General features: G+C 40.1%; 10 protein-coding genes and 1 pseudogene. 10 read left to right on the top strand and 1 reads right to left on the bottom strand.

Annotation, left to right across the window (positions count from 1 at the left end; translation table 11 throughout):
- Positions 1-16 precede the first annotated feature (16 nt).
- Positions 17-1,165, top strand: a complete 1,149-nt coding sequence (locus ACN6MT_RS23890; protein WP_419888368.1) for a M20 family metallopeptidase — start codon at positions 17-19, stop codon at positions 1,163-1,165.
- Positions 1,166-1,176: 11 nt separating this feature from the next.
- Complete coding sequence (locus ACN6MT_RS23885; RefSeq protein WP_419888367.1) at positions 1,177-2,925, top strand: M28 family peptidase; 1,749 nt, start codon at positions 1,177-1,179, stop codon at positions 2,923-2,925.
- Between the two features lie 44 nt (positions 2,926-2,969).
- Here ACN6MT_RS23885 and ACN6MT_RS23880 read toward each other — a convergent pair whose 3' ends face one another.
- Complete coding sequence (locus tag ACN6MT_RS23880) at positions 2,970-4,190, bottom strand: MFS transporter (protein WP_419888366.1); 1,221 nt, start codon at positions 4,188-4,190, stop codon at positions 2,970-2,972.
- A gap of 133 nt (positions 4,191-4,323) precedes the next feature.
- On the opposite strand from ACN6MT_RS23880, the gene ACN6MT_RS23875 reads away from it, so the two are divergent.
- The 8 genes and pseudogenes from ACN6MT_RS23875 to ACN6MT_RS23840 all read left to right on the top strand — a co-directional run bounded on the left by ACN6MT_RS23875 (position 4,324) and on the right by ACN6MT_RS23840 (position 14,302).
- A complete protein-coding gene (locus ACN6MT_RS23875; protein ID WP_419888365.1) occupies positions 4,324-5,106 on the top strand; it encodes an aspartate/glutamate racemase family protein in 783 nt (260 codons plus the stop codon).
- A 123-nt stretch (positions 5,107-5,229) separates the two neighbouring features.
- Positions 5,230-6,315 (top strand): mandelate racemase/muconate lactonizing enzyme family protein, encoded by a 1,086-nt coding sequence (locus ACN6MT_RS23870; protein WP_419888364.1) that lies wholly within the window; start codon positions 5,230-5,232, stop codon positions 6,313-6,315.
- A gap of 4 nt (positions 6,316-6,319) precedes the next feature.
- Positions 6,320-7,519: an MFS transporter gene (locus tag ACN6MT_RS23865; RefSeq protein WP_419888363.1), complete on the top strand. Its 1,200-nt coding sequence runs from the start codon at positions 6,320-6,322 to the stop codon at positions 7,517-7,519.
- A gap of 108 nt (positions 7,520-7,627) precedes the next feature.
- Entirely contained in the window at positions 7,628-8,311 is a 684-nt protein-coding gene (locus ACN6MT_RS23860; RefSeq protein ID WP_419888362.1) for a hypothetical protein, read from the top strand.
- A 108-nt stretch (positions 8,312-8,419) separates the two neighbouring features.
- A complete protein-coding gene (locus ACN6MT_RS23855; RefSeq protein WP_419888361.1) occupies positions 8,420-9,847 on the top strand; it encodes a sodium:solute symporter family protein in 1,428 nt (475 codons plus the stop codon).
- Positions 9,848-10,055: 208 nt separating this feature from the next.
- The gene (locus tag ACN6MT_RS23850) at positions 10,056-11,300 is read left to right on the top strand and encodes a M20 family metallopeptidase (protein ID WP_419888360.1); all 1,245 of its coding nucleotides are present in this window, start codon (positions 10,056-10,058) and stop codon (positions 11,298-11,300) included.
- Positions 11,301-11,479: 179 nt separating this feature from the next.
- A complete protein-coding gene (locus ACN6MT_RS23845; RefSeq protein WP_419888359.1) occupies positions 11,480-12,931 on the top strand; it encodes a sodium:solute symporter family protein in 1,452 nt (483 codons plus the stop codon).
- Between the two features lie 16 nt (positions 12,932-12,947).
- Positions 12,948-14,302 (top strand): annotated as a pseudogene (locus ACN6MT_RS23840) (amidase).
- The last annotated feature ends 36 nt before the right edge of the window (positions 14,303-14,338 follow it).

Raw genomic sequence — 14,338 nt, 5'->3', positions numbered from 1 at the left:
AGAAAAGGGGGCTACTATGAACGAGCTCGTCGAAATTCTAAAGGAAAATCAAGCAGAGATGCTTGAGACATTAAAACAAATAGTAGAAAAAGAATCACCTACTCGTGATAAAGAATTAGCTGATGAACTGGCGATTTTCATTGCTGAATTATTTGAAGAATTAACTTCTGGGAAATCATCCATTATTCAAAATGAGCTTTTTGGTAATCATGTCAGAGGGGAATTTGGACATGGCGACGAACAAATTCTGCTTCTGGCACACTATGATACGGTTTGGCAAAAAGGGGATATTCTGGAAAAAATCCCTTTTAAAACTGAAGGAGATATTGCCTATGGACCAGGAGTCTTTGATATGAAAGGCGGTATTGTCCAGGGGTTATATGCACTGTGGGCACTAAAAGAAACAAATGCACAATTAAACAAAAAGGTCGTTTTTCTATGTACATCTGATGAAGAGTTGGGAAGCCCATCCTCTCAAAAACTAATAGAAGAAGAAGCAAAAAAAAGTAAATACGTGTTGGTATTAGAACCAGCAATATCGAGGCAAGGCGCATTAAAGACTGCTAGAAAAGGTGTAGGAATATTCAAACTAAATGTTAAAGGTAGAGCAGCTCATGCCGGAGTGGAACCTGAAAAAGGAATAAGCGCTATTCTTGAATTAAGCAAACAAGTAACTTATTTACATGAATTAACTGATTATAGCAAAGGAACCACCGTCAATGTAGGCAAAATCACAGGTGGAACAACCGTGAATGTGATTGCAGCAGAAGCGGAAGCAGATATCGATTTACGTGTAAAAACGAAAGCAGAATTTGACCGGATCATACCAATCATCAAAAATCTTAAGCCAAGTACCACTGGTGTTGAAGTTAGTGTAGCCGGCGGTATTAATCGACCGCCATTTGAACGAACAGATCAAGTTATTTCACTTTTTAACATGGCAAAGAAAGTGGCCCAGGAAAATTTGGGTTTTAAATTGGAAGAGAAAGAAACAGGTGGAGGTAGTGACGGGAACTTTACAGCACCGTTTGCTCCAACCCTGGATGGATTAGGTGCAGTTGGTGACGGGGCACATGCTCTTAATGAACATATCATTATTTCTCAAATGCCGAAAAGAAGTGCATTATTAGCTTTGTTGATCAAGGAGTTAGCAATTTACCAATAGGGGGATTTTTGATGAAGGTCAATTTAGAATCTATTAAAAGCCAAATGCTTGAGGAAGTAAATCAGGATCTATTAATGGAATATACTCAAAACGTTGCTTCAGAAATTCGTCTATCAGGAACGGAGGAAGAGCTCCGTGCCTTTTATTATGCAAAATCAAAGCTTGAAGAATTTGGCTTAACAACAGAGTTAACATTTAATGATGCTTACATTAGTCTTCCAGGAAAAACGGAGCTAAAGGTTAACCGTCAAAGCTTTCCTGCCATTACTCATTCAATGGCCGTTTCTACGGATGAAACAGGGTTAGAAGGGGAAATTGTGTATTCAGGTAAGTCAGTAAGTGTAGACTATCAAAAAAATCCAGTTAGCGAAAAAATAGTCCTGCTAGATGGTCTCGCTATTCCAGGAGCGGTACTTCAAGCTCAGCAAGCAGGAGCAAAAGCAATTATCTTTATAAATGCTGAATATACGCATGAAATGATCGTTTCACCAGTATGGGGAAACCCAACACCTCATACTTATGACAATTTGCCAAAGATTCCAGTTGTATCGGTCAATTTTCATGATGGACAAAAGATGAAAAGTATTGTAAAAAATCACACCAATTGTCAAGGATGGCTAAAAACTAAGGTTGATACTGGATGGAGAAAAATTCCCACTTTAACTGCTGAGATTCCAGGTAATGACGAGAATGATCATTTTGTATTATTTAGCGGCCATATTGATTCATGGCATTATGGGGTAATGGATAATGGAACAGCAAATGCAACGATGTTGGAAGTTGCACGAATACTTGCCCTAAATAAAGACAATCTTCGTCGCAGCTTAAAGCTTGCCTTCTGGTCTGGCCACTCGCATGGCCGTTATGCAGGTTCTGCTTTGTATTGTGATGAACATTGGGAAGACCTTCACGAAAATTGTGTTCTTCATATTAATATTGATTCAGTTGGCGGCAAAGGAGCAACGATATTAACAGAGGCTAATTGTATGGCTGAGACTAGGGATCTTGCTAAACGGTCTATTAAGGAACTAACCGGAGATGAGTTTGAAGGATCACGATTTGGAAGAGCAGGGGATCAATCCTTCTGGGGCCCTGGTGTTCCGTCACTTTTTATGGGGTTATCTGAACAGCCTCAGTCCAATAATCCAGCATCAGAAGCGTTTTCTCAATTATTTGGAGCAGGAAAAGCCGGCGGATTTGGCTGGTGGTGGCATACAACAGAAGATACACTTGACAAGATTTCTCCAGAAAATCTTGCCCGTGATTGCAAAATTTATTTATCTATCGTGTATGAAGCATGTACTACTGAGATTTTGCCTGTTAACCAATTGGCAGCGGTCGAAGAATTGGAAACATGCATAAAGGACTATCAAAGCAAAACAAATGGCCACCTGAATTTTAGCATTACAAATAACCGGATCGAGGAATTGAAAAATAACTTAACACAGTTTGGCAGTTTGCTAAAAACGACACCTACAGAGCCACAAGTTACTCATGCTAACAAAACATTAAAACACCTTTCCAATATTTTAGTTCCCCTTAATTATGTAAAAGGGGACATATTCAACCATGATACAGCATTAAAGCAGCCTCCAATCCCGTTACTAGCGAATTGTGAGAAATTAGCAGACTTAGAGGTAGGAAGTCATCAATATCATTTAGTTCTAACCGAATTAAAACGCAATCTCAATAAAGTAAACTATGCCCTATTAGAAGCAATCCGGACCATTAAACTCGCTGTTGAGCAAATAAATAACTAAATATTGTATAAAAAAAGGGAGAATGGTCGATCCATTTCTCCCTTTTACAAAGTGATTTTTAACTTTTCATTCTTTTGTACGGCGACCATTCCAAGGGTTATTTTTAAACCCACCAATAGTAACAAGATGGTTACCGTTACAATCGCATACCACCCAAAATACTCCCAAACAAACCCTAAGACATAACTCCCCAAGCTGCCTCCTGCATAATAGAAAAATAAGTAGAGAGAGGAGGCACTTCCTTTTGCCTCTTTTGCCAGGATACTTACCCAGTTTGTTGCAGCTGCATGTACGAAGAAAAAACCAAAACAGACAATGATAAGACCGATTAAGATCATTAAAAGCGAACTAAAAAGCGTTAGCAAAACACCGACTAACATAATGAGGAGACCTGCACACATCCGATTAGGAATACTCATAACGGCATCCAGTTTCCCGGAAAATGTCGAGCTAAATGTTCCAGCAAGGTAGGATAGAAATAATAGACCGATTATGCTGGAAGATAAATGATACGGTGCCCCGTGCAGATGGTAGGATAAATAATTAAACAACCCCATGAAAATAAAAAAGATGATTCCAGCAACATAATACGCCGATCTTAGTTCGTGATTCTTTAGATGGATAATAAGATGCCCTAAAACTTCCTTAAGCTCCAAAGAGTTGGGGGAAAAATGTTTTGATTTAGGTAAATAAAAAACAAATAACAGAAAACAGAAAATACCTATCAACCCCATTGTTAGATAGGCGTATCGCCATCCCCATAAATCAGACGTGAATCCACCGATGATTCTCCCGCCCATTCCCCCAATTGTGTTTCCGCTAATATAAAGACCGATTGCAACTCCTATGGCTTTTTTTTCAAATTCTTCTGCAATGTAGGCATAAGCAATAGCCGGCAAACAAGCTAATGTGACCCCTTGGAGTGTTCGTAAAAATAGAAGGAACCAGAAGTCGGTAACAAAAAAGATCGCAAGGGAAAATAAAGATGATGACAAAAGCCCGAAAGACATTAAGTTTTTTCGGCCGATATGGTCAGAAAAAGGGCCAACTATTAATAAAAACAAACTCAATGACAATGTTACAAGCGAAACGGTTAAACTTGCCATTGCAGGAGAAACTTCAAATTCTCTGGAAATTAACGGAAGTAACGGCTGTGTAAAATGTAAATTTGAAAATACGAGGAAAGAACCGAAACTTAGTGCTATAGTAGCCTTCCAGAATTGGCTTGTTTTTTCCTTGATATAGAAATTGAGATCTTGTTTCATGTGCTTCACAACCTTTGTAATTGTACTGTTCATTAAATTAAAATGCAATTTTTATGCCAATCGAACTTGATGTCCTAAAACTGGCATAGAACTTGCAGGTATTACTAACGAAAACGAAAAAGGAGGAATGACTATGAAAATAGTTTATGTACTGCCAGGACCGATAAGTAGGACGGAACCAGGACGTCAAGAAATGGAGAGAAGATTAGAAATCCTGCGCTCCTGTGCAGCGCCTGGTACACATGTTGATATCGTCGATGTAGATGAAGGCCCCGCGTCCATTGAATCTCTTTATGAGGAATACCTAAGTATACCGAATACTGTAGATCTTATGTTGGAGATGGAGAAAAAAGGGTATGATGCAGCCATTTTAGGTTGTTATGGAGACCCAGGTTTGGACGCAGTTAGAGAAGTAACGGGAAAAATGGTGGTAGTGGGACCTGGTGAAGCGGGTGTAATGGCAGCAGCAATGTGTGGTTACCGGTTTTCAATCATAACCGTTACAAATAGCATTATAAATCCACTGCATCACCTAGTGGAAAAAGCAGGGGTTGGTAAGAAGCTAGCTTCCGTGCGTGCCATAAATACACCTGTTCTCGAACTTGCCAACGATCGTGAAAGAACGATCCAAAAGCTAATTGAAGAGGGAAAAAAAGCGATTCAGGAAGACCGGGCAGATACGTTGGTATTAGGCTGTATGTCAATGGGCTTCCTTAATGTTGCAGAAGAAATGTCTAAAGCACTAGGTGTGCCTGTTATCAATCCTGGCAAAACCTCATTAAAGATGGCGGAAGCATTGGTTGGAGCAGGGCTATCACACTCCAAGCTTGCCTATCTTACACCGCCGAAGATTTCAACAGGAACGGTTACTTCTTCTAAAGGCTTGCTTGTGAAGAAAAACAAAATCGTCCAATAATGGAATACCCTTATTCACGAAAAAGGGTATTGAAAAAGTCTAATCAACCCTAAAACAACCTAATGCACCAAAATAAAAGATCATGATTTTACATTTTCCATTTCTGAGGAAGGAGGGAGCATTTTGTACATTACTAAGGTAGAGGCAAAGATCGTACGAACACCCTTTAATGTCCCTTTTAAAATGACATATGGGAAAATGCCTCCATATCAATCCCATCTTATTGTTCGAATCACCACCAACACAGGATTGACAGGTCTTGGGGAAGCATCCGAATTACCTTTTTTCACTGGAGAGACTGTTGAAACAATGAAGGTCTTAGTGGAAAAAAAACTTGGCCCTGCCATTATTGGAAAACCGGTTTATGCGTTAAGAGAAATACACCGTTCAATGGGAATCATTCTCGGGAATGCAACTGGTGCAAAGTCGGCTATTGATATGGCTTTATGGGATGTTCAAGGAAAAAGGTTGAAAACTCCCGTATATGAGCTTTTAGGTGGTGAAAGGAAACAGCCTGTCAGAGTGGCCTACGTATTAGGGGATGAATTCCCAGAGGAAATGGCAAGAGCTGCAAAAGAAATGGCGGAAGCTGGTTTTGATACGCTGAAAATTAAAATTGGCAGCGACTTTCGAAAAGATATCGAAGCCATTTCTCAAATTCGACAGGCAATAGGTCCAGCCATTCATTTAAGAATTGATGCAAATCAGGGATATAAAGTGAAAACGGCCGTCCAGGTGATTAAAGAAATCGAACCATATAAGATTGATTACATTGAACAACCAGTCCCCGGATGGGATCATGATGGATTAAGACAAATTAGAAGTGCAACATCTATTCCAATCATGGCCGACGAGAGTGCCCATACGTTAAAGGATGTCTATGAGCTTGCAAAAAAGGAAGCCATCGACCTGATCGGTATTAAGCTAATCAAATGCGGCGGTATCACACCAGCTGTTCAAATCGCGCAATTTTCAGAGGCAATAGGTCTTCAATGTGTGTTAATCAGTCCATGGGATACTCTGCTTGGAACCTATGCAAGTCTCCATCTTTCCACTATTTTACCTGGGAACTACTCACATGAAATGGTTGGTCCTTATTATTTAAAGGACGACCCTTTTGGAGTGGTAGAGATTAAGGGAGTGATGGATATACCGAAGGGTATTGGATTCGGGATGGAAGATATTTTCGATGAGATTATGGAGGAGTAGTACCTTGAATAAATTTCAATGGTTCATGGTCTGTTTCGTCAGTTTTATTCATTTTTTAGCTCTATCTCATCGAATGGAAGTCGTTCCTTTTCTGGTCGATCTAAAAGATATGTATCATGTAGGATTTACTCAAGTAGGAGGGCTTTTATCTTCCTTTTTGCTTGGATACGCAATTTTCCAAATTCCTGCAGGAACTCTTGCAGACCGATATTCACCTGTATCCTTAATCGTGCTGGGATTGTCTCTAATGATGATTTCATCGATGATCTTTTCAATGACGCATTCACTTTATCTGGCTCTTATTTTAAGGTTTATTATGGGGGCTTCAGCAGCCATGATCTTTTCTCCAGCGATAAAACTAATTTCAATCCATAGCCCTAAAGAAAAACGGGGATTAAGCATTGGCATACTAGAAGGTGCCGCAGCTGCTGGATCGTTATTAACTTTAACTGTTTTTCCGATTCTATCAATCTATGTAGAATTGAACACATTATTTCTTATGTTATCTATTCTCCTTTTGCCAACATTGCTGCTATTCCTAAAGGTGCCAAAGGGTAAAAACATATCAGAAATACAGGGAAAGAAAGAAGTCCAGCCTAGGGTTTTCTTGAATTTGTTTAAAGATAAAAAAATCCACCGTCTTTTGGGAATTTCCTTTTTTGGCTTATTTGGACTTTATGGCTTTCTGGCCTGGATGCCCACCTATTTGGAAGCGGCTATGGGATATACGAAGCAAGAGACCGGTCTGATCATGGCCATTATGATGATCGCTCAAATCATCGGAGCCCCTCTTTCAGGTAAACTTTCTGATATAGTAGGGCAAAGAAAATCAACTCTCATCATCGGTTCGATCTTAGCGGCAGGATGTTGTTTATGGTTGATATTCCTAAACGACACGGGGATATATTGTACAGCTTTTGTGATTGGCATCGCTATTTCATGGTCTTTAGCCCCGATGCTGACTCTCGCCACTGAAATGGTTCATATTAGTAGCGCGGGATCGCTTATTAGTATCATGAACACGGTTGGTCAATTAGGATCAGCGATTTCTGGATATGTATTTGGTATGCTCTATGATACGTTCGGGAGTTTCCAAATAATCTGGATTGTCAGTTTTATTGCTTGTCTCATTCGAATTATGTTCACTTTCGGTGAGCTTGAAAATCATCAAGTCATAGAATCAGAGAAAGAAATTAGTATTTAATTTTTTAGAATTAGTTTCCAGATTATTCATAACTAACAGAATTTGGTGTCAAGAAAAGATACTAGGATTCTTGAAACGATCAAAAGCGAAATGAAGGGGGAAAGTGAAATGAAAAGAATAATCATGTTGCTATTTGGCGTGATGCTGCTTTCAATTAATACCGTTTCGGCAGAAGAAGCAACGCCGGTTTTAAAAAGCGCCAACCTTGAAGTTATGTATGATCATGTTATTAAAGTAACGGAAAAAATAACGATTGCCAACTCCGAAGCAATCCCTGAGGGAACATTAGAGCATATCGTAACCAAAATCGGGGGTGCACGGTTTGAAGATTTAGTGATTAATGGAGAGGATCAAGAGCTTACCTATGAGTTAAACGAAGGAAATTCTGTTAATAGAGTACTAGTATCTCTACCTGAGGGCAGTAAAGGAGAATTTACCTATACGGTAAGTTATCAATTTTCAGATACGAGAAATAAGAAAATTCCATTTGTCGTACCGGCTGTTAATACAGCTGGAGATGGTAATGTAGTCTCATTAAATATCAATCTGCCAAAGGGGAAATATCTGCATGAATCATTCCCAATCATTGATTCTGGAGATTCGGGGATGGTCAAAGAGGATATGATGAACGTTCCAAGTTACGTAAATCTCGAAACAGGTTCTTCCCCTGCAGGGTTATTTACAACCTCGAATCTATATACCTTTTTCGGATTGGCTGTCATCTTGGGAATTATTTTGGCTTGGATCATTAGTGAAAGAAAAAGTAAGGGTGGTGAAGTAGTAAATGTTTAATCTTGGTGCTCCCTTTACCTTTTTTGTCCTATATACCGTTGTTTGGATTGCTGGATATTTCCTATGGGCTGTTAAAAGTGAAAAATAACTAAAAGGAGGGGATCGCGAATGTTCGAAGTAAGTACGACGTTTTATGTGGTGTTGGTTTTATATTTTGCCGTCATTCTTGGTATCGGAATTTGGTCGGGAACCAAGAACAAAGGAACAGAGGATTTCTTGGTAGCAGGGAGATCCATTGGGCCATTAGTAGGTGGTGCAGCATTTGCAGCAACACAAATGAGTGCAGGTACATTTGTTGGAACACTTGGTATTCATTACTTAACTGGCGGGAGTTTCCTTTGGATTTGGGCTGGTCTTTGGTTCGGCTGGTTAATTGCGGCTACCCTGGTCGGACCTAAGTTCCAAGCTTTTAAAGGGTTAACGGTACCTGACTATGTAGGTACTAGATTTAATAGTAAAGCGGCTCGGGGAATATCAGCCCTTTTAATATTAGTAGCCTATACCGTTTACCTAACTGCACAGTACCAAGCAGGAGGAAATATTTTTCAGACACTATTCGGAATTCCGTTCATTTGGGGAGCAATGATAACCGTTGGGATCACTTTACTTTATACGATGATTGGCGGAATGAGAGCTACTGCTTACAGTGATTTCGTTCAGGCAATTATCATGGCAGGATGCTTTTTTGCTGCTCTTCCTTTGCTCTTTAATCAAGCAGGTGGAACAGAATTTGTCGGGAATTTCTTAGCCGAATTTAGTCCTAATATGTTAAGCTGGCATTTCGGTTTTAAGGAGTTGCTTGGTTTTGGTGCAGCCTTTGGGTTTGCAATGGCCGCAGCGCCATATGAGTTAGCAAGAATGTATACATTAAGAGATAGGAAGACCGTTAAATTAGCAATCGGCTTTTCATTTATTTTCCAAGCAGTTGTTGGTATTTCTGTAGCAGCAGCAGGCATGGCCATTCGAGCACTCTTCCCATATATGCCTACACCTGATATTGCTTCTACCATCATGGCCATTAATATACTTCCGCCAGTTGTGGGGTCCTTGATTATTTTAGCAATCCTCTCAGCGATAATGAGTACAGTTTCCGGCATTATGATGGTATCTGCTTCCGCGTTTTCACATGATTTCTATGCCACGATGATCAAGCCTAACGCCAGTGACAGTGAAAAAATGAAGGTAAACCGAATTGCGGTACTAGTACTAGGAATTATCCCAATTTTCTTGGCCTTAAGACAGTTAGACATTGTTCAATTCATAGTCGTTCTCCAGGCATCCTTAACGGCGAGCTTTTTCTTTGCAACGGTAATTCTAGGCCTTAACTGGAAAAGAGGTACAGCAGCGGGTGCAATTGTTTCGATGATCGGCGGCTTTTTCACAGCATTGTTCTGGTATTTAGCAGGTAATCCGTTGGGGATTAATGAGGTTATACCTGGAGTCATGGTCAGCTTCATCTCATTTATTGTTGTCAGTCTAGTTACGAAACCTGTGCCGAAAGAAGCGCTTCAACCATTCTTTGACGATGTGAAGTAAATGTTCAAGGGGGGGATTTATTCCTTCCCCTTTTTTAATTGTCATTTGAAACAAATATAAGTTCGTTTAGGTTAAAAAGTAGGCCGTGTATCCTCACCTAAATGAACCTAATTCCTATCGAAACTTGAATATATAATATTAAAAACCTTGTTAACAGATTGGCACAGAACTTGCATTAATATTGTTGTAAAGAGAAAGGGGTGCAACCATGAATGTAACAATTGAAAAAGTAGTAGATTCGATGAGTAATGAAATCGTATCTCTATTGCAAAAAATGATTCAAATTCCTAGTGAAAATCCACCAGGAAACTATGAGGAAATTTGTAACTTTCTAGAAAAGGAACTATTATCGTTAGGATTTGAGGTAAAGGTAGTCAATGTGCCTGAGGAAGAGACGAGGAAATTAAATCTGCCAACACCTCGGAAAAATGTTATTGCTGTCATGAAGGGGAATGGAGGAGGGAAAAATTTAATTTTTAACTCTCATATTGATACGGTTCCAGCAGGAGACTTGGAACAATGGACCTACCCGCCATTTTCAGGAGCCATTGCTAATGGTAAGGTATATGGAAGAGGTGCAACAGACTCCAAAGGGCGATTAACCGCTTATATTATGGCTGCTGTGGCGTTAAAGAAGTCCGGAATTCCTTTTTACGGTGATATTGTGATCGCAGCTACTTGTGATGAAGAAACTGGCGGTGTTCTAGGAGCAGGTTATGTCACTGGTCAAGGATTAGTTACTGGTGATATGGTGGTCGTGGAAGGCTACAGCAATCATATCGTTCGCGCTATGGCTGGAGTTCTTCAGTTAAGAATTAAATCAACAGGCCGTCCTGCTCATGCAGCCTTCAAATGGAAGGGAATAAATGCCGTTGAAAAAATGGCAAAAGTCATACTAGAATTAACTAACCTGCAAGAACAATTAAAAAATGAACCTTCAGAAGTTGAGGGAATGAGTTATACAACCGTCAATGTTGGAGTTATCAATGGGGGAACCAAGGTGAATGTTGTCCCTGGGACCTGTGAGATTGAGGTGGACTTTCGGGTGATTCCAGAACAAACCCTTGATGATATTTATAATCGGGTATCTACTATGATCGAAAGGCTTCAGATGGAAGATCCAGAGATGAACATCCAGGTAGAGCGAGTGCCGGATTTTCAAACCAATCCAACCGTAACTGAAGCGAATTCACCTCTAATTGAAGAATTGCAATCGGCCATTCAAGAGGTATCAGGAACCACAATTCCTGTAGTAGGAATGTTAGGGCAATCAGATACACGCTGGTTTATTCAAAATGGAATCCCAGGTATTAATTATGGCCCTGGTACAAACAACAATAATCTCCATGGTTATGATGAGTTCATGGAAATCGAGGATTTAATCCAAACGACAAAAATCTTAACGGTTCTTGCTAAAAATTTCTGTGGAACAAAAGAATACGTCACGGAATAGCAAAATTTTATCCTGATTTTTCGGAATATAGAAACAATTACAAAAAGGGGTTGGAGAAGAATGGGTACATTTTTGGGGTTATCGGCATCTAATTGGTTTATTTGGATCACAATGGGTGTCTTCATTATCGCCTATTTTGTTGTCACCGAAGCGATCACTAAAAAGGAGGAGAAAAAATAATGGCTATCGCTGTTCTTGTCGCTTATATGCTCGCTGTTATTGGGATTGGATATTACATGAAATCTCGCATCCAAAATGAAATGGATTTCTTAGCGGCTGGCGGGAAATTAGGGGTCTGGGTTGGAGGTATGACGCTTGCAGCCACTCAGATGAGTGCCGGTACAGCCATTGGAACGGTGGGCTTCCACTATCAAGTAGGCTATAATTTTGCTTGGATTTGGCCAGCCATTTGGGCTTCATGGGTCATCATGGCCATCTTTATTGCACCTAAAATGAAAGCATTCTTTAATTCTAATAAGGCCTTAACCATTCCCGACCTATTAGGAACCCGCTATGAAAGTAATGCCATCCGAGTGATTTCTGTTCTTATTCTATTAGTTTGTTACGGGATGACAGTAGTAGCTGAATTAGTTGGGGGATCGTATTTATTAAATGTTGTTTTCGATATCCCTATTACATGGGGAGTATTAATTATTGCATGTATATTTATTGCTTACACTGTAATGGGCGGGTTATTTGCCATTGCCTATACAGACGTACTTCAAATGCTTGTCTTTGCTATAGGATTTGCCATTGCAGTGCCTTTTGCTGTATCAAAGGCAGGAGGTTTTAGTAAATTAAATGAAACATTATCTTCGATTGATCCGAATCTTGTTGCCACCGGGATGCCTTCATCGGCTTTAACGGCAGTCGCTCTATCATTCTTTATCATGATGATCGGATATCCTATTATTGCTGTTCGTTTTTATTCAATAAAAGATAATAAAACGATCCGCCGTGCAGTAGGTATATCTTTTATTTTTCAGGCAATTGTAGCGGTTTCTATCGCCATCCTTGGGGTTAGTGCAAGAGTTTTATATCCTAATTTAACTTCACCTGATTTAGCCAGCTCTACAATCGCCATGGATCTATTGCCGCCAGTATTGGGTGGATTGCTTTTAGCTGCCATTTTAGCTGCGATTCAGTCGACTGTCAGTGCCGTTTTATTGATGCTGGGAAGCTCCATCTCTCATGATATTATGAAAGTGGTAATGAAGAAAAAATTAAGCGACAAACAACAATTAAAGATTACCAGGATCGTTGTATTGATTATGGGTATTTTACCAATTCCGTTTGCGTTAAACCCGCTGCCATTAATTCAGCAAATTTGGATTAATGCAGCTGCCCTGATTGGTTCATCCTTCGCAGTCTCTATTTTGTTAGGGTTGTACTGGAAACGGGCAACAAAAGCTGGTGCTATTACTTCCATGGTTGGCGGAATAGGCAGCGCTATACTTTGGTTATCACTTGGCAACCCATTTGGATTGGATCCTGTTTATATCAGTGTACCGGTAAGTCTATTAGGAATGGTGTTTGTCAGCTTACTAACGAAGCCGGTGTCAAAACAAGCATTACAACCATTTTTTAAAGATGTCCAAGCATCGGAGTCTGGAAACACAATAGCAGGATAAAAAGGAGGAAATTGCATTGCCTTCAACAGATACGAAGCAATTGCTTTATAAGTCAATTGAAGAAATCAGTACATTATATAGAAAAAAAGAGGTATCTCCGGTCGAGATTACGGAAGCAACTTTAGACCGCTTACAGGAATTGGAGCCAAGGCTAAATGCATTTGTTACGGTCCTTGGTGAGCAATCTTTGGCGAAAGCAAGAAAAGCTGAAGCGATTTTCATAAAAGGGGAAAATGCCAGTAAGTTATTAGGAATACCTGTATCATTGAAGGATATTTTTATGACAAAAGGGATTCGTACTTCACTTGGATCAAGAATTATGAAGGACTTTGTTCCAGAAGAAGATGCTTTTGTTTATAGTGCATTACAGGATAATGGTGCCATCATCATTGGGAAAAATAATATGCTTGAATTTGCTTACGGGTCCGTACACCCAGATTATGGTCAATGCAATAATCCGTGGAATGTAAGCCGTACAGCTGGTGGATCCAGTACTGGGTCAGGCGCGTCAGTTGCCGTAGGGATTGGATATGCCTCAATCGGAACGGATACAGGAGGCTCATCCGCGTTCCATCTTCCTTTTGTGGTATTGTGGGGCTGAAGCCAACCTATGAAACGGTTTCACGACAAGGGTTGTTCCCTTTATCTCATTCTTTAGACCATATCGGGCCGCTAACTAGGACTGTCCGAGATAATGCAATTGTTCTGGAGCACATTTCTTCCCGCCGCTTTAATTTCGATTCCTGGGGAGAGATTCGCGGGATAAAAGTGGGCGTCATCCGATCATTAACCGATTCTATTATGAATCCGGAAGTATCTGCGTTAATGGTATCTGCCATTCAGCAACTTAAGGAATTAGGTGCTCAGCTTTACGATGTAGAGATTCCAGGAATTGAATCAATCGAAGAAGCTGCCATGCCTATTGTCCTTGCGGAAGCTTCGACGTATCATCAAAAATGGTTTGATTCGAGGGAAAAAGATTATTCTCCAAACACCTATGCCAACCTAAGAGAAGGCTATAAGGTTACAGCAGTAAGCTATTTGGAAGCGTTAGAGAAGAAAAAGGCGTTCACAAAAGCAGTTGATCAAGTATTAAAACAGGTGGATGTGCTGATTTGTCCAACGGTCCCATATCCAGCTACTGAAAAGGACCCTTCCTTTGAGGATGGAAATATCGATATTTCTCAGCGCACGATTCCATTTAATATGAGTGGACATCCGGCTCTATCTCTGTCAGCAGGAAATACTGGTTCAGAAAATCTGCCGGTGGGGCTGCAAATCATTGGACGATACTTTGATGAAGAAACCATTTATCGTGTAGGTGATGCCTTCCAACAATCTACAGACGGCTACAAGAAGCCTCCTCTTTAAATGAAAGAAATGGATAAGGCGGAAGGAGGGGATACC

The sequence above is a fragment of the Neobacillus niacini genome (assembly GCF_048572935.1).
Classification (GTDB): Bacteria; Bacillota; Bacilli; order Bacillales; family Cytobacillaceae; genus Neobacillus; species Neobacillus niacini.
The sequence above is the reverse complement of the archived record's forward strand: the minus strand, read 5'-3'. Positions and strand labels throughout refer to the sequence as shown.

Coding starts and splice junctions, on each gene's coding strand:
- ACN6MT_RS23885 (WP_419888367.1), top strand. CDS start 1,177: ATGAAGGTCAATTTAGAATCTATTAAAAGCCAAATGCTTGAGGAAGTA.
- ACN6MT_RS23860 (WP_419888362.1), top strand. CDS start 7,628: ATGAAAAGAATAATCATGTTGCTATTTGGCGTGATGCTGCTTTCAATT.
- ACN6MT_RS23845 (WP_419888359.1), top strand. CDS start 11,480: ATGGCTATCGCTGTTCTTGTCGCTTATATGCTCGCTGTTATTGGGATT.
- ACN6MT_RS23890 (WP_419888368.1), top strand. CDS start 17: ATGAACGAGCTCGTCGAAATTCTAAAGGAAAATCAAGCAGAGATGCTT.
- ACN6MT_RS23880 (WP_419888366.1), bottom strand. CDS start 4,190: ATGAAACAAGATCTCAATTTCTATATCAAGGAAAAAACAAGCCAATTC.
- ACN6MT_RS23850 (WP_419888360.1), top strand. CDS start 10,056: ATGAATGTAACAATTGAAAAAGTAGTAGATTCGATGAGTAATGAAATC.
- ACN6MT_RS23875 (WP_419888365.1), top strand. CDS start 4,324: ATGAAAATAGTTTATGTACTGCCAGGACCGATAAGTAGGACGGAACCA.
- ACN6MT_RS23855 (WP_419888361.1), top strand. CDS start 8,420: ATGTTCGAAGTAAGTACGACGTTTTATGTGGTGTTGGTTTTATATTTT.